At 31.5% G+C, this 20,947-nt stretch carries 17 protein-coding genes; 8 read left to right on the plus strand and 9 right to left on the minus strand.

The window, feature by feature from the left end; all coding sequences use genetic code 11:
• Positions 1-64: 64 nt before the first annotated feature.
• The 6 genes from gldN to topA form a co-directional block, all read right to left on the minus strand.
• Positions 65-952 (minus strand): gliding motility protein GldN, encoded by an 888-nt coding sequence (gene gldN, locus HALO113_RS05330; protein ID WP_159778035.1) that lies wholly within the window; start codon positions 950-952, stop codon positions 65-67.
• Positions 953-996: 44 nt separating this feature from the next.
• The gene (gene gldM, locus HALO113_RS05335) at positions 997-2,532 is read right to left on the minus strand and encodes a gliding motility protein GldM (RefSeq protein WP_159778036.1); all 1,536 of its coding nucleotides are present in this window, start codon (positions 2,530-2,532) and stop codon (positions 997-999) included.
• A 57-nt stretch (positions 2,533-2,589) separates the two neighbouring features.
• Positions 2,590-3,222, minus strand: a complete 633-nt coding sequence (gene gldL / locus HALO113_RS05340; RefSeq protein WP_159778037.1) for a gliding motility protein GldL — start codon at positions 3,220-3,222, stop codon at positions 2,590-2,592.
• Positions 3,223-3,277: 55 nt separating this feature from the next.
• Entirely contained in the window at positions 3,278-4,654 is a 1,377-nt protein-coding gene (gldK, locus tag HALO113_RS05345) for a gliding motility lipoprotein GldK (RefSeq protein WP_159778038.1), read from the minus strand.
• Between the two features lie 145 nt (positions 4,655-4,799).
• Entirely contained in the window at positions 4,800-5,948 is a 1,149-nt protein-coding gene (locus HALO113_RS05350; protein ID WP_159778039.1) for a formimidoylglutamase, read from the minus strand.
• Between the two features lie 6 nt (positions 5,949-5,954).
• Complete coding sequence (gene topA, locus HALO113_RS05355; RefSeq protein WP_159778040.1) at positions 5,955-8,441, minus strand: type I DNA topoisomerase; 2,487 nt, start codon at positions 8,439-8,441, stop codon at positions 5,955-5,957.
• 217 nt (positions 8,442-8,658) lie between these two features.
• Here topA and miaB point away from each other — a divergent pair, with 217 nt between their 5' ends.
• The 8 genes from miaB to groL all read left to right on the plus strand — a co-directional run bounded on the left by miaB (position 8,659) and on the right by groL (position 15,953).
• A complete protein-coding gene (gene miaB / locus HALO113_RS05360; protein ID WP_159778041.1) occupies positions 8,659-10,107 on the plus strand; it encodes a tRNA (N6-isopentenyl adenosine(37)-C2)-methylthiotransferase MiaB in 1,449 nt (482 codons plus the stop codon).
• Between the two features lie 11 nt (positions 10,108-10,118).
• Positions 10,119-10,628, plus strand: coding sequence for a YcxB family protein (locus HALO113_RS05365; protein WP_159778042.1), 510 nt, complete (start codon positions 10,119-10,121; stop codon positions 10,626-10,628).
• 92 nt (positions 10,629-10,720) lie between these two features.
• Entirely contained in the window at positions 10,721-11,989 is a 1,269-nt protein-coding gene (locus HALO113_RS05370) for a sigma-54-dependent Fis family transcriptional regulator (RefSeq protein WP_159778043.1), read from the plus strand.
• Positions 11,990-12,493, plus strand: a complete 504-nt coding sequence (lptE, locus tag HALO113_RS05375; protein WP_159778044.1) for an LPS assembly lipoprotein LptE — start codon at positions 11,990-11,992, stop codon at positions 12,491-12,493.
• A gap of 15 nt (positions 12,494-12,508) precedes the next feature.
• Positions 12,509-13,423 (plus strand): tetratricopeptide repeat protein, encoded by a 915-nt coding sequence (locus tag HALO113_RS05380; RefSeq protein WP_159778045.1) that lies wholly within the window; start codon positions 12,509-12,511, stop codon positions 13,421-13,423.
• On the plus strand, positions 13,424-13,780 hold the full coding sequence (gene secG / locus HALO113_RS05385) for a preprotein translocase subunit SecG (protein ID WP_201297628.1): 357 nt from the start codon (positions 13,424-13,426) through the stop codon (positions 13,778-13,780).
• 138 nt (positions 13,781-13,918) lie between these two features.
• Positions 13,919-14,194 carry a co-chaperone GroES gene (gene groES / locus HALO113_RS05390; RefSeq protein WP_159778047.1) on the plus strand — a complete coding sequence of 92 codons (276 nt, stop codon included), beginning with the start codon at positions 13,919-13,921 and terminating at the stop codon, positions 14,192-14,194.
• 127 nt (positions 14,195-14,321) lie between these two features.
• Positions 14,322-15,953 (plus strand): chaperonin GroEL, encoded by a 1,632-nt coding sequence (gene groL / locus HALO113_RS05395; RefSeq protein WP_159778048.1) that lies wholly within the window; start codon positions 14,322-14,324, stop codon positions 15,951-15,953.
• A gap of 51 nt (positions 15,954-16,004) precedes the next feature.
• On the opposite strand, the gene HALO113_RS05400 is transcribed toward groL, so the two are convergent.
• The 3 genes from HALO113_RS05400 to HALO113_RS05410 form a co-directional block, all read right to left on the minus strand.
• Positions 16,005-17,333 carry a hypothetical protein gene (locus tag HALO113_RS05400; RefSeq protein WP_159778049.1) on the minus strand — a complete coding sequence of 443 codons (1,329 nt, stop codon included), beginning with the start codon at positions 17,331-17,333 and terminating at the stop codon, positions 16,005-16,007.
• Positions 17,334-17,394: 61 nt separating this feature from the next.
• A complete protein-coding gene (locus HALO113_RS05405) occupies positions 17,395-18,993 on the minus strand; it encodes a SulP family inorganic anion transporter (RefSeq protein WP_159778050.1) in 1,599 nt (532 codons plus the stop codon).
• An 82-nt stretch (positions 18,994-19,075) separates the two neighbouring features.
• A complete protein-coding gene (locus HALO113_RS05410; protein WP_159778051.1) occupies positions 19,076-20,947 on the minus strand; it encodes a proton-conducting transporter membrane subunit in 1,872 nt (623 codons plus the stop codon).

A 20,947-nucleotide genomic window follows, 5' to 3' on the forward strand; every position in this document is an offset into this window, starting at 1 on the left:
AAAATAAAAAAACTCTTATCAAATTAATGATAAGAGTTTATATTAAAATTGGAGAAATTTTATATTAATAATTCCACATATCTTGTTCAAAATTACGTAGCTTTTCTTTAATGCGTTCCGCTTCTAAAAGTTGCATTTGCGCATTTTCTTTCATGTAATCTTTAATCTGACGATCACCATAAACATTTTCTTCTTGGTAAATCACAGCGTTAAATCTTCTTGAATTTAACAAGTGATCAAAAGAGAACGGCATAGCAGAATTTTTATTATTAAAAGATTTTGCTTCGTGTAAAACATCTCTTACAGCAGGAAAGTAAACCCAAAATAATTCAACATCGTCTGGCTCTTCACTATTTAAAGTAAATACGTCTGGAACTACAGGACAAATACCTAACATACGGTATTTCATTTCTCCTTGTCTTTTGTCAAAATACCAGTATCCAACAGTCTTATAAGCATTAACATGAAACGCTTCAATTTCTTGTTTAACTATGTATTCTTCTGGAATAGATTCACCTGCGTTGAAATATTCTCTACCTGCGTCTGTTGTATCAATAAATACAAGAGAGGCTTCAATATCACTAAGCGATTTTTTCTCAGTAAAATAACTATTGTCATAAACCTCAGTTATTTTACCATCTCTAATAGCATTAATTAAAACATTATAAAGTGGTTGTCTGTCTGGACCTAAGTCTCCTTCAACAGGAAAATACAATGGAAAATTAACTCTTTCATCTAAATCGATGTATTCCCAAATACGTTTACCCATTAAAACATCTCTATCCATAACATAACCATATGGTAATGGTTTGTCATTATCAGCAACTAACTCTGCTTCTGTTTTCTGACCAATTTGATCAGGTGTTTTAGCATTTAAAAGATTAGATTGAGCAAAAGTAAAAGTAGAACTTAAACCTAATGCAACAACTAACATAAAATTTCTCCAACTCATCTTTTCTAATTTTTAGTTTAATGAATAAACCCTTTGAAAACTTCTTATTTAATTTCGAAAGTACAAGGAGCCGTTTTCTTCATCATGATAGAACTACCTTGTAATCTTGTTTTAATTTCAGAAATGATAATTACATCACCTCTACTTGCTTTACCAATTGCGGCTTTAGCTCTTGCATCCATTCTGTTTCCAGAAACAACAATAGTTGGTTGACCAGGTACTTTAATATTGAAACCAGTTACGTCAATATTTAAGTCGAAATCAAAATCATCTAATTCAGCAGTTACTGTTGAAACTTCTAAACTTGATTTTGGCCCTTCTGCAGCAACTTCTTTACGAATTTTACCTTGTGGTCCAGGAATGTCTTTGATACGAAATACTTTTTTATCAGAAACTGCTTTCCCATCAGGAAGTTTAGCATTAACATTGATTACAACTTCTCTTCCTGCACCAGGACTCATGTTGTATTTTCCAACACCAGAACCTTTAGATAATCCTGCAGCAGATGCAGTTACATCGCTATCAGAAACACCAGCAAATGAAATTGTCATAGGGTTAACAACACCTCTATAAACCACATTCATTTTATCAGCAGAAATTGTAGCAGAATTTGGTCTTGGTACAACTACATATTTACCTTCAAACTTCAAAGGAATTTCTTTTCCATCTTCTAAAAAGCCAAACTCTCCAGAAATATTTTGTTCACCAATTCCACCTGCTGTCATAGATATTAATGCTTGACCATTTTCAATTTTACCAGGTCCTTTGAAAGATGTTGGTTGCGTATTAGCATCATATCTTCCTAATACAACTTTACCTGTAACTTGTTCACCTTGAAAATATGCATTTTTATCTAAAACTACAATAGCTTGGAAATTTTTCATAGAAGCAGCTGATTTTAAAGCATTTCCTAAGAATAAGTTATACGCACCAGCTTCAGTATTTTTAACATCATTTTGCATAGAAGTTATAAAAGTTAAAGTAGATACAGCAGGAAAACCTTTTGCTTTATAATCAAGAAATTTTAATTTAACACCTTCTCTATTTGTTATATCAGCTGTTGAAAATTTCTTTTCAATTTCTTTAATAAAAGGAATATATTTCACATCAGTTCCTAATACTTTCTTGATATCAGCAACATAATTATCTATCTTAGTCACAATTTCTTGACCTCTTGGGCTATATCCATCTCCTTTGAACCATTTTTCATCTATCGTAGATTTATCCATAGCTTCAAAAGGAAATTTACCTGTTTTAGGATCAACTTTAAAACCTTCAGTAACTTCTTTTTTAACTGATTCTAAGAATGTATTGAATTCATTCGAAATTTTAGATACTTCTCTTGCTTTTTTTGCAGATTCAGCATATTTTGCTGGTTCATCAGATGCTTTTGTATCTAAAGCTGCTAATAAAGTTTCATTTGATTGATTTGTAAGTTTATTTGACTCATCAAATTTGTCATTGAAATTTCCAAAAGCAGTTAATACTTCTTTTGACATATTTAATGCCAACATTGCGATGAAAACCAAGTACATCAGGTTAATCATCTTCTGTCTAGGGGTTAGTTTTCCTCCTGCCATTTTTTAAATTAGTTTTTTTAAATTAATAATTTTGGTTAATTAAATTGATAAAACTAATTATCCTCTATTGTTCATCGCAGAAAGCATACCTCCATAAACTGCATTTAAAGATGCGATGTTAGAAGTCATAGACTGCATTTGCTCTTTTAATTTAGCTGCATTATCAGCAATTTCTTTGTTAGCCTCAGCGTTTCTAGTTGCACTTTCTAACTGCACTTTGTATAAGCTATTTAAAGCTTCCATCTGTGCAGCTGCTTGTGACATTTCTTCAGAATATTTCTTTTGAGAAGCGATTGAATCTACTGTTGGAGAAATACTTTTTGCAGCACCTTCAAAGTTTCTAATGCTACTACCAAGACTTTCCATTAAAGCACCATCAATTTTAGCTTCTTTAAGCATGTTGTCTAATTTTTGAGACAATAAACCTTGAGCATCAGTTGGATTTTCCTTTTTCTTTTTATCTCCAGCTTCTCCACCAGCTAATTCTGGATAAACCAAAGACCAGTCTAAATCTTTTTCAGGTGCATCAAATGCAGATAAAGCAAAGATACCAGCTTCTGTTACTAATCCTACAATTAACATGATATCAGCTCCATGCCAATGTTGAAGTTTAAATAAAGCTCCAACGATTACAACTGCTGCTCCCATTCCATAAAGGAAATTCATCATTCTTTTACTTAAAAATGCCATAATAAATAATTTTAGTTAGTTAAGTTTAATTTATAATTTAAAAATTGGTTATACATTATTTAGGACTAGTTGCTGTAGCTGCAGTTCCCATATAGTCTTGAACAGTTCTAAAACCTATGTAACTTCTAGCTGAATCTGCATATTCATAATCACGTGTTGACACTTGTAAAAAGTAAGCCACATCTTTCCATGAACCACCACGAACAACTTTTCTTTGATTTTTTCTATCAGCAACGTTAGGATTCATTGTAGAAACGAATTCGTAAGCCGTTACATCATATGCTGATTCAGTCCATTCTGACACATTTCCAGCCATATTGTAAAGATTAAAATTGTTTGGTTCATATGATTTTGCCTCAACAGTATAAAGAGCACCATCAGCAGCATAATCACCTCTATTAGGCTTGAAGTTTGCCATAAAACAACCTCTATCATTTTTTGCATAAGGACCACCCCAAGGGAAAGCACCTGACTCTAAACCACCTCTAGCAGCATATTCCCATTCCGCTTCAGTTGGTAATCTGAAAGAATTTACTTGATCTCTTCCTTTTTTCTTCTTAATATAAGAATTTTTATATAAAGTTCTCCAAGCACAAAAAGCTTTTGCTTGATTCCAAGTAACACCAACTACAGGATACTCTGCATATGCTTGATGCCAAAAATAGTCATTATGCATAGGTTCATTGTAAGAATAAGCAAAATCTTTAATCCAAACTGTAGTATCTGGATATATTTCAATTGGTTTAGCTTCTTCATACAAACCTTTTCTACCTTTTTTAGTTACAGATTTATTCCAATCAACTTCTCTATATCTAAATTTCAATTTAGAAACATCAATCGTTTTTAACCCATTATACGATTCTGATTCTGGAAGATACATTGAATCCATAACCTCAACATAATACTCATCTGGGTATTTTTGTGGATCATTGATTAATTTCGCCTTTTTATTTAACTTTCTATTAGCATAATCATCATCTTCAGTACCGATACTGTAATAATTTTCATACATATATTTGTCGTAAGGTGACATTTCTTCTACATTAGCATCTGCAAAAGCATAATCGCCAATTCCTCCATCTGAACCTTCAGCACCTCCTTGACCCACTTCGTCAGCTAACATTGCTAATCTAGTTCTGATTGTAGAATCTTTCACCCATTCTACAAACTGCCTGTACTCTGAATTAGTAATTTCAGTCTCATCCATGTAAAATGATCGCACAGTAACTGTCTTAGTAGGAGCGTCCTGAATACTAGCCAAATCATCATCTGATTTACCAAGAATAAATGCACCTCCTGGTACTAATGTCATTCCATAAGGTTTCTCAGGATGCCATTTTTTTCCTTTTACACCTACTAGTTCACCTCTATCGCCTTTACCACAACTGGCAAACAATGATAAGATTGCTGTAAATACAACTAACTTCTTCATATAAATTTGGGTTAATATAATTTCACTTTTAAGGGCGTAAACCTATTCAATAATTTTGAAAAAAACAATTTTTTTGAAATATTTCTTAAAAAAATATTAAAATGAGCATTCAAAAAAGCTGTTTAAGCTTCGTTTTATCTATGATTTACAATAAATTACGTCGATATGCCTTCCACCATCTACTTGGAATTTCTTGTTCACAAGCGGCCAAATAATCATCATATGTGCAAGGTAATAACGTATTTCTTTTCAATTTATTATTCGCATTTGATAAAAAAGGTATTTCAATCCACCATCTTTCTGTTTTATTGCTTTTAAAAAACACTAATTCTTCCTCTTCTACTAACACAATATACTTTAAATAATTTTCTTTTGTACCAAAAGGATACTCTTTAGATCTAAAACAAAATCCTTCAATAAAATACCAAATCATTTGTGCTATTAATACCGATTCTTTTTCAGAAAACCAAGAATTAAAAACCCCAAAAGTAGAGACTTTATCACTTATTCCAGAATATCTAGCTAAGGTACATATTTCTTTTCCGTCAAATCCGTTAGGATTAAATACTCCATTCCTACCCGAATAAGAGGATTGAACCGCATTCATATCTATACTGACCAAATCTGCATCTCTAAAAACAGGCTCAGCAATAGCTATTTTATTTGACACCTCTCCTAATCGATAAGCATCAAAATACAATTTTTCAATTAGATCAATTTCTTCTTGTGAATTATAATAAGTTTGGAATCCAATATTACTATAATTAAATAGATTATTGGGTTCTTCAACAATAATTCTAGTCAAATATGATTCTTCCAAAGAGCCTTTTTCTTTTGCAAAATCAAATTTACTATCAATCGTAACTAAATTGACCATCTGATCTAAATTATCATAAGCTCGATAAAGTGGAAAAGTTAAATCATGACTTCCTCCTATAATTATAGGTATTATTTTTTTTCTTACTAAATCTTCGTTTACTGATTTTATTAAAAAATAAGTATCTTCTATTGTTTCTCCAAATCGAATATTACCTAAATCTGCAATAGAAACATTCCAATTACCTGGAAAAAGAGCATAGATTTTTTTTCTAAAATTATCAAACCCCTGAAATTCTATTTCAGCCTCAGTCCCTCTGTATTCATTAACACAAATTATTGCAAGAGCAATTTGGTCTAAATCTGGAAATTCTTCTTTGGTATGAAAAAAAACTTTTTTACCTAACGATTGACTAGGTAAATTATCCTTATATTTAATGAAAGATTCACTTACTGGTTCTAGGAAATCAAAAACCATTATACTTTATTTCTTTTTAGAAGTTGTTTTTTTTGTAGCACTTTTTTTAGCTGGTGCTTTTGCCTCAATCATTTCTTTTACTTTATCTAAAGTAAGTTTAGACGCATCTGTATCTTTACCCAATTCTATTTTTATCTTTCCTTTTAAAATAACCGATCTCCCCCATCTTGCTTTTTCAACACGTATTCCTTCCTCTTCCCAATTATGAATAAGCTTGTCTTTTTCTTTTTGTAATTTATCTAAAATTAATTCTTTGACATCTTGCTGCGATAAATTATCAAAATCATATTTTTTGCTCACATTAATAAATATACTATTCCACTTTATAAATGGACCAAAACGTCCTACTCCTTTTTGAACAGGCAAACCTTCATAAGTAGCTATAGGTGCATCCGCTTTTTGTTTTTCTTTTATTAACTCTATTGCTCTTTCTAATGTCACATCTAAAGGTTCTTCCCCTTTTGGTAAAGAGATAAAGGTTTGACCAAATCTTACATAAGGACCAAAACGTCCATTATTAACTTCAATTTCTTCGTCTTGAAATTTACCCAATGCCTTGGGCAATAAAAACAAAGACAAAGCCTCCTCTAATGTTATTGTACCTATATTTTGCTCAGGCAACAAACTAGCAAATTGCTTATCCTCATCTTCTTGTTCACCAATTTGCACCATAGGACCAAACTTACCTAAACGAACGGAAATCTGTCTACCTGATTCAGGATGTTTACCTAAAATACGCTCACCAGTTTCCCTGTCAGCATTTTTTTCTACATCTACAACATTGGGATGAAAATGAGTATAAAAATCATTCATCATTTTTACCCAGTCTTCATTTCCAGAAGCTATCTCATCAAAATCTTGCTCAACTTTTGCTGTAAAATTATAATCTAAAATAGTTTTAAAATTAGATACTAAGAAATCATTAACTATCATACCAATATCTGTAGGAACAAGCTTTCCTTTATCAGAACCCGTATTTTCAGTTAGCTCTTTAGAAACAATTTTCCCTGCTTCTAACAACAATTGCTTATATTTTCTTTCTTGTCCTTCAAAAGTTCCTTTCTCAACATAATTACGATTAATTATTGTTGATATTGTAGGTGCATAAGTTGAAGGTCTACCAATCCCTAATTCTTCTAATTTTTTTACCAAAGAAGCTTCAGTATAGCGACTAGGTGGTCTAGAAAAACGCTCAGTTGCCGTAATATAATTGTTAATTAATTTTTCATTCACTTTTAAAGCAGGTAACATACCTTCTTGTTCTTCTTCATCGTCGTCATGACCTTCTAAATATACTTTTAAAAAACCTTCAAACTTAATCACTTCACCAGTTGCATGGAATAATTCATTATGATTATTAGCTTCAATTTTCACATTAGTCCTTTCCAACTGTGCGTCGCTCATTTGCGAAGCCAAAGTTCTCTTCCAAATTAAATCGTACAACCTAGCTTGATCTCTATCAATATCTACAGTATGTCTCGACATATCGGTAGGTCGAATGGCCTCGTGCGCTTCTTGTGCTCCTTTCGACTTTGTATTATAATTTCTTGGTTTACTATATTCAGCACCATAATAACTTTCAATCTCAGCTTTTGCAGCTTGCATAGCTTCATTAGAAAGATTTACACTATCTGTTCTCATATAAGTAATTAATCCTGCCTCATATAATCGTTGCGCAATTTGCATTGTTATTCCTACTGGAAGGTATAATTTTCTTGCGGCTTCTTGTTGTAATGTTGAAGTGGTAAATGGAGCCGCTGGAGATTTTTTAGTCGGTTTTGTTTCTAAATCGGCTACTTTATAAGTAGAACCTATATTTTTTTGAAGAAAATCTTCTGCTTCTTTTTTAGTGCTGAAATTTTTAGGCAATTTAGCTTTGAATGATTTTCCGCTTTCATTCGTAAATTCGGCAATAACTGAATAAGATGCTTCTGTATTAAAATTTTGTATTTCCCTTTCTTTTTCAACTATTAATCTAACCGAAACCGACTGCACTCTACCCGCAGACAAACCTCCTTTTACTTTTTTCCAAAGTACTGGAGACAATTCATATCCCACTAATCGATCTAAAACCCTTCTTGCTTGTTGGGCATTGACTAAATTATAATCAATTTGTCTTGGGTTTTCAATGGCTTTCTGAATAGCTGTTTTAGTAATTTCATGAAAAACAATTCGCTTTGTTTTTTTCTGATCTAATTTCAATTCTTCAGCTAAATGCCATGCTATTGCTTCTCCTTCACGGTCTTCATCGGAAGCTAACCAAACCATTTCCGCTGATTTTGATAAGTCTTTCAACTTTTTAACCAAAGCTTTTTTATCGCTTGAAACCTCATATTTGGGCGTAAAACCATTTGCAACATCCACACCAATTTCTTTAGAAGGTAAATCAGCTATATGTCCAAAACTAGACTCGACCTGATATTCTTTCCCTAAAAATTTTTCTATAGTTTTTGCCTTCGCAGGTGACTCAACGATAACTAAATTCTTTGCCATTATCAATTTTTATTTGGGACAAAAGTAGCAGTTTTTTTTAAATTTTAAGTTTTAATGTTTTTTTTTACTAAAATTAATCGACAAAAAGCACCTCTATTTAAGAAACAGTATTAAAAATAATAATATTTGTTAAAGTAAATCTGACATCTTGTCATAATTTATAATTTAGTATTATCTTTGCTGATTAAAATTTGGATTGAAATTACATAATAGTATTATGGAGAAGATAATTGAAGAAAATAAACAAGGTACAAGTCTTGTATTAGATCAAAAAGAAGGAAATACGAAAAAGCTTTTTATAGAGAGCTATGGTTGTCAGATGAATTTTTCTGATAGTGAAATTGTAGCTTCTATATTAGTGAATCAAGGATATAATACCACTCAAAATTTAGAAGAAGCTGATTTAGTTTTGGTAAATACTTGTTCTATTAGAGATAAAGCAGAACAAACTATAAGAAAGCGTTTAGAAAAATACAATGCCGTAAAAAAAATCAATCCAAGTATGAAAGTAGGAGTACTTGGATGTATGGCTGAACGCTTAAAAGACAAATTTTTAGAAGAAGAAAAGATTGTGGATATGGTTGTAGGTCCAGATGCCTATAAAGACATCCCTAATCTTTTAAAAGATGTTGAAGACGGTAGAGATGCTATTAATGTTATTTTATCTAAAGAAGAAACCTATGGAGATATTGCACCCGTTCGATTGAACTCTAATGGGGTAACTGCATTTGTTTCCATTACGCGTGGTTGTGATAACATGTGTACTTTTTGCGTAGTTCCTTTTACTAGAGGACGAGAAAGAAGTAGAGAGCCTCAAAGCATTTTAGATGAAATCCAAGATTTATGGAGTAAAGGATTCAAAGAAGTTACCTTATTAGGTCAAAATGTAGATAGTTATTTATGGTATGGTGGTGGTCTGAAAAAAGATTTTGTAAAAGCAACAGAAATGCAAAAAGCTACAGCTGTTGATTTTGCTCAGTTATTAGATATGTGTGCTACTCAGTTTCCTAAAATGCGTTTTAGATTTTCTACATCTAATCCACAAGATATGCATGTAGAAGTAATTGAAGTAATGGCAAAGCATCACAACATTTGTAAATACATACACTTACCTGTTCAGTCTGGTAGTACGCGAATCTTAAGAGAAATGAATCGTCAACATACTCGTGAAGAATATATGACTTTGATTGATAATATTAAAAGAATCATCCCAGATATTTCTTTATCTCAAGATATGATTACTGGTTTCCCAACAGAAACCGAAGAAGACCATCAAGATACACTCTCTCTAATGGAATATGTAAAATACGACTTTGGTTTTATGTTTGCATATTCGGAAAGACCAGGAACTATGGCTGCCAGAAAAATGGAAGACGATGTAGCAGACGAAGTTAAAAAACGCAGGTTAACAGAAATTGTAGACTTACAACAAGTACATGCATTAGAAAAAACAAAACGTTTTGTAGGACAAACAGTAGAAGTCTTAGTTGAAAAAGATTCTAAACGTTCTAATGAACACTGGTCTGGTAGAAATTCTCAAAATACAGTGGTTGTTTTCCCAAAAGGTAATTACAAACCAGGTGATTTCGTTGATGTAAAAATTACAGATTGTACAGCCGCCACATTAATTGGAGAAGCTGTTGGATATTCTGAAATAATGCAATAATACTTATATCTATGGAAAAAGAAATCATTATAAAACCCTCTTTTGATGTTAAAAGTACTTTCAAAGCTTCAATGAATGTGTTTTTCGGTAGCAAATTGATAGTTTTCTTAGCAATATTTATAGCAATAAATATATTTAGCATACATGGCACTTTATCAATGGGTGTTAAAGATATTTTTAGCGCAATAGCTCCAATATTTATTATTCCACTATTAATAATTATTTATTTGTTTGTAGCATACAGAAATTCAAAAAAACAGATTCAAGATAACCCAAGAATTAAAGAAAATATTATTTACACTTTAAATAGTGAATATTTTGAAGAAAAAGGAGATAGTTTTGAAGTAAAACATTTTTGGAAAAACATAAAAAAAGTAGTCGAGAAAAACGATCTTTTTCTTATATATATAGGAAACAATAGAGCTAATTTTATTAGGAAAGTAGACTTAAAAGAAAATCAATACAATGAATTAAAAGAACTTTTAAATTCATTGAACATAAAAAAGAGTTTAAAGTTATAAAAGATTCTTCCTTCGTGAGAATGGCAAGAATGGACTATTTTAAATTTAAATAAAAAATAATAAGAGATTGCTTCGTGCCTCGCAATGACAACATGGAAACAGTACAAGCCATAAAACAACGATTTGAGATTATTGGAAATGACCCAAAGTTAAATCGTTCCATAGAAAAAGCCATACAGGTTGCTCCTACTGATATTTCAGTATTAGTAACTGGAGAAAGTGGTGTAGGAAAAGAAAGTATTCCAAAAATAATTCATTCGCTTTCCCATAGAAAACACGGTAAATACATTGCAGTAAACTGTGGAGCCATTCCGGAAGGAACTATAGATAGTGAACTTTTTGGACATGAAAAAGGAGCATTCACTGGAGCAACATCAACTCGTGAAGGCTATTTTGAAGTAGCTGATGGTGGAACAATTTTTTTAGATGAAGTGGGTGAACTTCCATTAACTACACAAGTTCGTTTATTACGTGTATTGGAAAATGGTGAGTTTATAAAAGTAGGTTCTTCCCAAGTTCAAAAAACGAATGTAAGAATCGTGGCTGCTACCAATGTAAATATGTTTGACGCCATTGAAAAAGGAAAATTTAGAGAAGATTTATACTACAGATTAAGCACTGTTGAAATACAATTGCCTCCCTTGCGCGATCGAAAAGAAGATATTCATATTTTGTTTCGCAAATTTTCATCTGACTTTGCACATAAATATAAAATGCCTCCCATACGATTAACCGATGAAGCTGCTGATTATTTAATTCGCTATCGTTGGAGCGGAAACATTCGACAATTGCGAAATATTGCAGAACAAATTTCTGTTCTAGAAACTAAAAGAGAAATTAGTCTTCAAACACTACAACAGTATTTACCCTCAGAAGGAAGTAATTTACCGACAGTAATTCATACTAAAAAAAACGAAAATGATTTTAGCAATGAAAGGGAAATTTTGTACAAAGTGCTCTTTGACATGAAGGCCGATTTAAATGATCTAAAAAAGCTAACCTTAGAATTAATGCAAAACGGAACTACAAAAGTTCAAGAAGCAAATAAAAATTTAATTCAGAGAATTTATGGTCAAAATGAAGATAATCTTATCTTTGAAAAAGAATCTCCTTCAGACATTATTCCGGTTCAAAACCAAATGCAAAAAGACACATTTAATGAACATGATGTAGAAGATGAAGAAAATTATCTTTTTGCAGAAACAGTGGAAGAAGAAGAAACACTGAGTTTAGAGGCTAAAGAAATTGAATTAATTAAAAAGTCTTTGGAACGCAATAAAGGTAAAAGAAAAGCAGCTGCAGATGAGTTAGGCATTTCAGAAAGAACCTTATATAGAAAAATTAAACAATACGATTTATAAATGAAATCTATTTTAAAAACACTATCAATTGCGCTACTAATGACCGTTTCAAGTTGTAAATATTACAACCTAACTGGAACATCACCTATTGATGCCAAAACATTTCAAGTAAATTATTTTCAAAATACAGCTGATCTAGTAGAACCTGGAATTGAAAGAACTTTTACTATTCAATTACAAGAAATAATTCAAAACCAAACCAATTTAAATTTAGTCTCTCAAGGTGGAGAATTATTATACGAAGGTGAAATTACAGAATATCGTATTACACCTATGACTGCCACTGCCGACCAAAGAGCCGCTCAAAATCGATTAACTATTTCTGTATTAGTTCGATTTTCAAATAAAAACAAAGAAGAAGATGATTTTGAAAAACGCTTTTCATTTTATCATGATTATCCTGCAGACGAACAAATGACAGGTAGTCGTTTATCGACTGCATTAGATGAAATATTTACAAGAATCACTCAAGATGTTTTCAATGAATCATTAGCTAAATGGTAATTTAAAAAAAATAATTTGAATACTACTGATTTAACATATCTTCTTAATAATCCTGCAACTATAAATGAAAAAAGGACAATGTCATTAGAAATTGTGTTACAACAATTTCCTTTTTTTCAAAGTGCGAGAGCTTTACACTTAAAAGGTTTGTATAACCAACAAAGCTTTAGATATAATTACGAATTAAAAAAAACGGCTGCTCATACACATGACAGAAGTATATTATTTGATTTCATTACCTCTGAAACTTTTAGAATACTTAAAAAAGAAATTACAGAAGATACGGAAAAAAATATAAACAATATTGCCGTACATGATGCATCAGTTGTCAATATAGGTGATGCTGAAGAAAAATCACCTTTAAAAATTACACCTGCTACTTTTGAGGATAATAAAATGGAAAATTCAGACATTACATCTATCCACACAATTGTAGAAGTACTTCCAACCGCTATTGAAACCACTATTGAAAAAGAAGAAGAAATAATTGTCATCAACAATTCTTCTTCAATAGAAGAAAAACTTGAAATAGGAAAACCTCTTGAATTTAATCAAGCTGAAAAACATTCCTTTCAAGAATGGTTACAACTTACAAAATTTTCACCTATCGAAAGAGAAAGTAATGATAAAGAAGAGGAAAAACAGGATGAAAAATTAAAAAAAATAGACTTGATTGATCGTTTTATTGAACTTAATCCAAAAATCACCCCAACCAAGGAAGCAACATCTGCACCAGCTAACGTGCAGAAAAGTGGTGAGGAACAATCACATTTAATGACAGAAACACTTGCTAAAATATATTTAGAACAAAAAAAATATTTTAAAGCAATTCAAGCTTATGAAATTTTAATTTTGAAATATCCAGAAAAAAGTAGTTTCTTTGCAAACCGAATTAAAGATATAAAAGATTTACAACAAAATAATAATTAGATTATGGGATTCACAGGTTTTTTAATTGCAATAACAATAGTTTGCTTTTTATTAATTTTAGCTATCATGGTACAAAACCCTAAAGGAGGAGGTTTATCTTCAACTTTTGGTAGCTCACAACAATTAGGTGGAGTACAAAAAACAACTGACTTTTTAGACAAAAGTACTTGGACTTTAGGTGGAATTTTAATTGCTCTTATTTTATTATCTACTTTAGCTTTTAGCGGTAGCGATGTTAACGGTTCAAAAGTTTTAAGTGATGACGAGGTAACCATTCCTGCTCAAACTACGATACCTACAACACCAGAAGCAAAACCAACTGAAGCTCCAGTAAAAACTGAAGAAGCTCCTAAGTAGTTACATAATATATTACAACAAAATGCCAGCCTGTCAGTGCTGGCATTTTTAATTTCAGTAAAATTGGCACAAATTGATTTTGGCACAATTTCTGAAAAATAATGAACCGAATAAACACTAATTAAAATTTAAAAAAATATGTCATTAAACATTAAACCAATTTCAGATCGCGTAGTTATTGAGCCAATGGCTGCAGAAACTACAACTGCATCAGGAATTATTATTCCTGATACTGCTAAAGAAAAACCTCAAAAAGGAATTGTGGTTGCAGTAGGTAATGGTAAAAAAGATTATTCCATGACTGTTAAAACGGGAGATGTTGTACTTTATGGAAAGTATTCGGGCACAGAATTCAAATATGAAGGTAAAGATTACCTTATTATGAGAGAAGATGAAATTTACGCAATTTTATAATATTACAAAAACAATAGAATTAAGTATTAAGACATTCAAAAGTCATCCCAAACGCAGTAGAGGGAATTAAAAACAAATAACTTAGAGGAAATTGAAGATTGCTTCATTCCTCGCAATGACAAAAATTATGGCAAAAGATATTAAATTTGATATTGAGGCACGCGACGGTTTAAAACGTGGTGTAGATGCATTAGCAAATGCAGTTAAAGTAACATTAGGACCAAAAGGCAGAAATGTTATTATTAGCAAATCCTTTGGAGGCCCAACTGTAACTAAAGATGGGGTTTCGGTTGCTAAGGAAATTGAATTACAAGATCCATTAGAAAATATGGGTGCCCAAATGGTTAAAGAAGTAGCTTCAAAAACTAATGATTTAGCTGGAGATGGAACAACTACTGCAACAGTTTTAGCACAAGCAATTGTTAAAGAAGGTCTTAAAAATGTTGCCTCTGGAGCAAATCCAATGGACTTAAAAAGAGGGATTGATAAAGCAGTTGAAACTATCGTAGAAGATTTAGGCAAGCAAACAGTTGCCGTAGGAGATTCTTCTGAAAAAATCAAACAAGTAGCTTCTATATCAGCAAATAATGATGACACAATTGGAGAATTAATTGCTACTGCATTTTCAAAAGTAGGTAAAGAAGGTGTAATCACTGTTGAAGAAGCAAAAGGAACTGATACTTATGTAGATGTGGTAGAAGGAATGCAATTTGACAGAGGGTACTTATCTCCATATTTTGTAACCAATGCAGACAAAATGATTGCTGAATTAGACAATCCTTATATTTTACTTTACGATAAAAAGATTTCTAATTTACAAGAATTATTACCTATTTTAGAACCTGTAGCGCAATCAGGTCGTCCATTATTAATAATTGCTGAAGATGTAGACGGTCAAGCATTAGCAACTTTAGTTGTAAATAAATTAAGAGGTGGTTTAAAAATTGCTGCTGTAAAAGCACCAGGTTTTGGAGATAGAAGAAAAGCCATGTTAGAAGACATTGCCATTTTAACTGGAGGTACTGTCATTGCTGAGGAAAGTGGTTTTTCATTAGAAAATGCCACTATAGCAATGTTAGGTACTGCTGAAACAATAACAATTGATAAAGACAATACTACAATTGTAAATGGTGCAGGTGATGCTGAAAATATTAAAGCAAGAGTAAACCAAATTAAAGCACAAATCGAAACTTCTACATCTGATTATGATAAAGAAAAGTTACAAGAACGCTTAGCTAAATTAGCAGGTGGTGTAGCTGTTCTTTACGTGGGTGCTGCATCAGAAGTAGAAATGAAAGAGAAAAAAGATCGTGTTGATGATGCTTTACATGCAACAAGAGCTGCGGTTGAAGAAGGTATAGTTGCTGGTGGTGGTGTAGCATTAGTAAGAGCTAAATCCGTTTTATCAAACTTGAAAGCTGAAAACCCAGATGAAGCTACAGGAATTCAAATCGTAAATAGAGCTATAGAAGCTCCTTTAAGAACAATTGTTGAAAATGCAGGTGGTGAAGGTTCGGTAGTAATTGCAAAAGTTCTAGATGGTAAAGGCGATTTTGGTTATAACGCTAAAACAGGAGAATATGTTGAGATGTTAAAAGCTGGAATTATAGACCCTAAAAAAGTAACTCGTGTGGCTTTAGAAAATGCTGCTTCTGTTGCTGGAATGATTCTTACTACAGAATGTGCTTTAATCGATATTAAAGAAAATGAACCTGCTGGTCACAGCCATATGGGTGGTGGTATGCCAGGTATGATGTAAAAGCAAAAAAATAAAAAAATCCGATAAGAAATTCTTATCGGATTTTTTGTTTTAATTAAAATAAATTTGATACTGAGCAATTACCGCACCTTTCCTAGTAATTTGATCTCCTTGTGTATTATAAACAGGCCTATCTTGATAGGCAAGAGTAAATTTAGAAGTATGATTTGACAACAACCAATTAACACCAACATCATAAAAATTCATTGAATTATTTAATCTACCATAATTGGCATGTTGCAAGGAAATATAAGGCATTAATGTAGTTTTCCCAATCAGATTTTCTTTTAATTTATACCCTATCTGACCATAAACTATAGTTCCTGTTCCATACATAGGAAAATTATTACCCGATCCATTTAGAATGGCTGCATTATTATTACCATTTGCAGGATTCATTGGTCCAGAATTTCTAGTATAATTATCTCCAAAATCATAATGAGTAATACTCACATAAGTACTTATAGCTTGCCCATTTGTACCAATAGGTGCGTCGTAATAAATGTCTACAGATAAATGAACCATATTTTTATTGATTGTATCACCCACTGCATTTAGTTTCCACATAGCATCTTTTTGATAAATGAAACCTGCACCAATATTTAAAACTTTCTTCTTCCCTAGATATGTTCCTGTCATATAAGGTGTTGTATTGCTCTCTTGATCTTTAAATTGATATTGAAAGTAACCGTTCCATTGCATTTTAGGCGGAGCTGCTGAAAATGCCCAATTGGTATTTATAACTCCAGTGTAAGCCGATGATTTTTGAATAGCCATAGGTTGCGACATTACCAATCTATAATCAAACTTACCTAATTTTCCTTTAGCATAAATTGATAATTTTCTTAAAAATTGATCTGTAACATCATTTGTTGTTTGTTGGAACAAGGGAGCATCAACTCCTAAAATAGTCCCAACAGATGGAGATGCAAATCTAGACAAACCACTCCAAGCAGTAAGTCCAATTCCCAAAGATAGCTGTGTCTTGTCTAATGCATATTCACCTAAGGCATCGTGAACAAAAAAACCTTGTTTTCTATCAGAAATGTTATTGTAATTGTTTTCTCCAAATTGAGAATACACAAAAACGCGATCCGTTAATTGCCCATAAAATTGCATACGATATCTACGAATACCTATATCAGTCCCACTTGATTTTTCAATTCCAAATATGGTTGTTCCCGGATTATAATCCATACTTCTTAACCAAGCTTGAGTTAATAAAGTAAATTTAATATAATTACTACCGTCTTCATTAAGATAAAATTTTCTATCTTTTATAAAACCATTACTTTCTGTTTTTTTATCTTCTTGAGCAAGCACTCCAAAAGTTGTTAGGAATAAGGCTATAATAGCCCAATTTTTAGCTAAGTTTTTCATTTAATATTCTTTATGGATAGAGTTGAATAGTTTAAGCCATTCAACTCTATCGTTCTAATTCTTATTTGTTTTTTCTTCCTGAAAGTGGATGATCTGAAAGCGGTTTATGACTATCTAATCCTATAATGGTAACAGTACTGTTATCATGCGACTCATAATCATGTTTAAAATGTTCTAAATTCTCCATTACGGAATGGTCAACTAATTTAGTTTTTTTCAAATCGATAGTCACATTAAATCCTGGAGGAATTGATTCCAGTTTACGTTTTACACCTAAGTAATTAGTGAAGATTGCTGCTTTGTCAATTTCTACTAAGTAGTTATTTCCTTCAAAAGAGACTAAGGTGGGTGCTTTAAAGAAAGAGGAAATAGGAGTTCCGTTTATGAGATGGATGATCATTTTTAAAACAATTCCAGCAGCAATTCCTACTAATAAATCTTCAAATAATGTAAAGAAAATAGTAACTAAAAATATCGCTAATTGTTCTTTTCCAATTTTAAAAGTATGTATAAATTCTTTTGGATGTGCTAATTTTATACCTACAGTAATTAACATGGCCGCTAAAGCTGCATTGGGTATCATTTCTAAGATTGGTGCTGCTAATAAAACAAAAGCTAAAATAAAAAGTCCATGAAAAAAATTGGCCCAACGAGTTTTTGCCCCATTATTTACATTTGAAGAAGAACGAGCTACTTCAGAAATCATTGGTAAACCACCTAGAAAAGCTGCTAAAGTATTTCCAACACCCACTGCAATTAAATCTTTGTTCATATCTGATTTACGTTTAAATGGATCCATTAAATCAATCGCTTTAACAGTTAATAAAGACTCTAAAGAACCCACTAACGAGAACATAACTACATATTTGATAAATACTCCCGTTTGAGAAAATCCATCAAAACTAGCATTAAATCCTAGACCATCAACAAAGTTTCCAATTTTTACTAATGCGTAAGCTGGTTCAGTCTCTTTAAAATGCATAAATAACTCACATGGAATAGCGAATAATAATACCACTAATGGAGCTGGAATCATTTTTATATTTTTATTTTTAATATATGGCCATCCCATCATAATTGCTAAACTTACTACTCCAATAATAGTCGCTTTTGGATCCAAATTGATTATAAAATTTGGAATATTTGCTAATAATTCTAAAGGCCCTTTTCCTTTTGCAAGTGTAGGATTGTCATTAAGCAAAATAGGTATTTGTTTCGCTATAATAATTATTCCAATTGCCGCTAACATACCATGAATAGCGGAAAGTGGAAAAAAATCCGCCAATTTACCTAATTTTAAAACACCAAATAAAATTTGAACAATACCAGCCACAACCATTGCTCCTAAAGCTAAATGCCAACCTAATTCTGCATTACCGGCTCCAAATTCACTTACTGCACCAGCAACGATAACAATCAATCCAGCAGCTGGTCCTTTAATAGTTAATCGAGAACCCATTATAAGGCTCACCACTACTCCTCCTATTATTGCAGTGAGTAATCCCATAACAGGTGGAAACTCTGACGCTTTTGCAATACCTAAACTTAAAGGCAATGCTAATAAAAACACAATAAAACCAGATATTGCATCTGTTTTAAAATTTTCTTTTAATCCTGCTAAACCATCAGCAGGTATATATTTTTTTACTTTTGAATGCATTTTAATATTTTTATTTGTGATCCAAAACTTGTTTCAGGATCTTTTGATATTTATTTTTGAAATTGATCTTTTGATTTTCGAATTATGACGATTTGTAAGGCAATTCATGATAAGTCTTAATATGCGGACCTAAAAACAATCGAGCATAAATTCTTATACCAGCAATTCCTGATACAATAAAACTTGAGGAAACGAAAAAGGCTAATACAATTTGGTTACTTTCTATGTGACTAAATAGTAAATCTTCACCTACAAAGGTGGTTGTAATTGGAAAACCCGTAACTCCTAAAACAGCTAATAAAAAGAAAAATGCAAATCTAGGATGCTCGTATACATGTCCTAAATATTGATTCATAGAAATATTATCTTCCATTTTTCTTAGCTTAAGTAAAGCTACAAATCCTACAATTCCAGCTAAAACGACACCAAATAAATATACCCCAACTTCGTTATAATCAACTTTATCATTAAAAAGAACCGCAATAGCAATCCAAAAATGATTGAGTACAATTAAAACCCAAGCCATAAATGGATTTTGACGTTCTGAAAAAGACTTAAATACAAAAACTAAACCTATAAAGGCAAATAATTCTGGTAAATTAGAAACAATATAACTAGGTATCAAGTCTTTATATTCATAAAAAACTATACCTAAAACATATAGAGGTATAAAAAATATGAGTAGCGTTCTTAAATTAAAAAAATCTATAGATTTACCTATTATTTTTAATGGTTTCCATAATAGCGTATTCATCACCTCTTCTAACTTAAATTCTTTTAAACTTAGGATGTATAAAGAATATTCTATTCGTTTTGGAAGTGAATCTTCAATGGAATTTTCTTTCGGCTGATAATTATAAAATTGTTCTCTAATTAAATAACTTACTACCGAAGGTGAAACTAATAATTGATAGGTTCTTAAAAACGCATTCCCAACAAAATGGAATAATGCTAAAGTTTCTAGCCCTAAAGCAATTTCGATAAAAATCAATCCAATTTGTGATATCGAACTATAAGCAATCTGACTTTTAACTGAAGACTGTACTCTTGCCATTAAAGAAGCGGCTATACTTGTTGTAAATCCCATAAGTCCAATAGCAATGCGAATAGATGTTTGATTTTCCCAAAAAGGAAATGTTCTTAACATAAGAAAAACTCCTAAATGAACAGATAATGAACCGTAAAAAATTGCACTAGAAGGCGTTGGCCCTTCCATTGCTCTAGGTAACCAAGAAGAAAATGGTATTTGTGCTGATTTTGCAGCAGCAGCACAAGCCAAACACAATGCTACAAAGGCACCTATAACAGAATGACTTTGTAAATGTTCATTAACTAAATTATAATTATTTAATTCAATAAAAGTGATGTTCTCATGAAATAAATGATGACTAGCCCACATAGCCAAAATTACTCCTACATCGCCTATTCTATAGATTGAAAAAACTTTAAATGCATTCTTTACAGGCAAATATCTTTCTCTGTAAAATGCAATTAATAAAAATGATGATATTCCTATTATTTCCCAACCAATAAATAAAGTCTCAAAATTACCTGATAAAATAGCTAAATTATATCCAAAAAAGAAAAACAAAACCGTATTAAAAAAACGTTTATATCCTTTCTCTCTATGCAGATAATAACGACTATAAGTGGTAATCATTGAAGTTAAAAGTGCTCCTACAAAAAGATAAACCGCAGTAACTTTATCAAAATAAAAATCAATAAAAAATTCATAATGAGAAGTCTTCATTAAAGTAAATTCTTTTAGATTTAAATCTAAAGTTCCTTCAATTATCCAAAAAACAATAAATATTGTTATACTTATTAATTGAGTAAAAACGGTTCCAAAAGCTACCCAAGAAATCACTGCTTCTTTCTTTTCTGGTATAAATAAACTAAAAACAAATCCTAAAAAAGGAAGTGCTATAAAAAATTGCAAAATTTCATTCATCAT

Origin of the sequence: Flavobacterium sp. 9AF (assembly GCF_902506265.1) — a bacterium.
In the GTDB taxonomy this organism is placed as follows: Bacteria; Bacteroidota; Bacteroidia; order Flavobacteriales; family Flavobacteriaceae; genus Flavobacterium.

Coding starts and splice junctions, on each gene's coding strand:
- gldN (WP_159778035.1), bottom strand. CDS start 952: ATGAGTTGGAGAAATTTTATGTTAGTTGTTGCATTAGGTTTAAGTTCT.
- gldM (WP_159778036.1), bottom strand. CDS start 2,532: ATGGCAGGAGGAAAACTAACCCCTAGACAGAAGATGATTAACCTGATG.
- gldL (WP_159778037.1), bottom strand. CDS start 3,222: ATGGCATTTTTAAGTAAAAGAATGATGAATTTCCTTTATGGAATGGGA.
- gldK (WP_159778038.1), bottom strand. CDS start 4,654: ATGAAGAAGTTAGTTGTATTTACAGCAATCTTATCATTGTTTGCCAGT.
- HALO113_RS05350 (WP_159778039.1), bottom strand. CDS start 5,948: ATGGTTTTTGATTTCCTAGAACCAGTAAGTGAATCTTTCATTAAATAT.
- topA (WP_159778040.1), bottom strand. CDS start 8,441: ATGGCAAAGAATTTAGTTATCGTTGAGTCACCTGCGAAGGCAAAAACT.
- miaB (WP_159778041.1), top strand. CDS start 8,659: ATGGAGAAGATAATTGAAGAAAATAAACAAGGTACAAGTCTTGTATTA.
- HALO113_RS05365 (WP_159778042.1), top strand. CDS start 10,119: ATGGAAAAAGAAATCATTATAAAACCCTCTTTTGATGTTAAAAGTACT.
- HALO113_RS05370 (WP_159778043.1), top strand. CDS start 10,721: ATGGAAACAGTACAAGCCATAAAACAACGATTTGAGATTATTGGAAAT.
- lptE (WP_159778044.1), top strand. CDS start 11,990: ATGAAATCTATTTTAAAAACACTATCAATTGCGCTACTAATGACCGTT.
- groES (WP_159778047.1), top strand. CDS start 13,919: ATGTCATTAAACATTAAACCAATTTCAGATCGCGTAGTTATTGAGCCA.
- groL (WP_159778048.1), top strand. CDS start 14,322: ATGGCAAAAGATATTAAATTTGATATTGAGGCACGCGACGGTTTAAAA.
- HALO113_RS05400 (WP_159778049.1), bottom strand. CDS start 17,333: ATGAAAAACTTAGCTAAAAATTGGGCTATTATAGCCTTATTCCTAACA.
- HALO113_RS05405 (WP_159778050.1), bottom strand. CDS start 18,993: ATGCATTCAAAAGTAAAAAAATATATACCTGCTGATGGTTTAGCAGGA.
- HALO113_RS05410 (WP_159778051.1), bottom strand. CDS start 20,947: ATGATGAATGAAATTTTGCAATTTTTTATAGCACTTCCTTTTTTAGGA.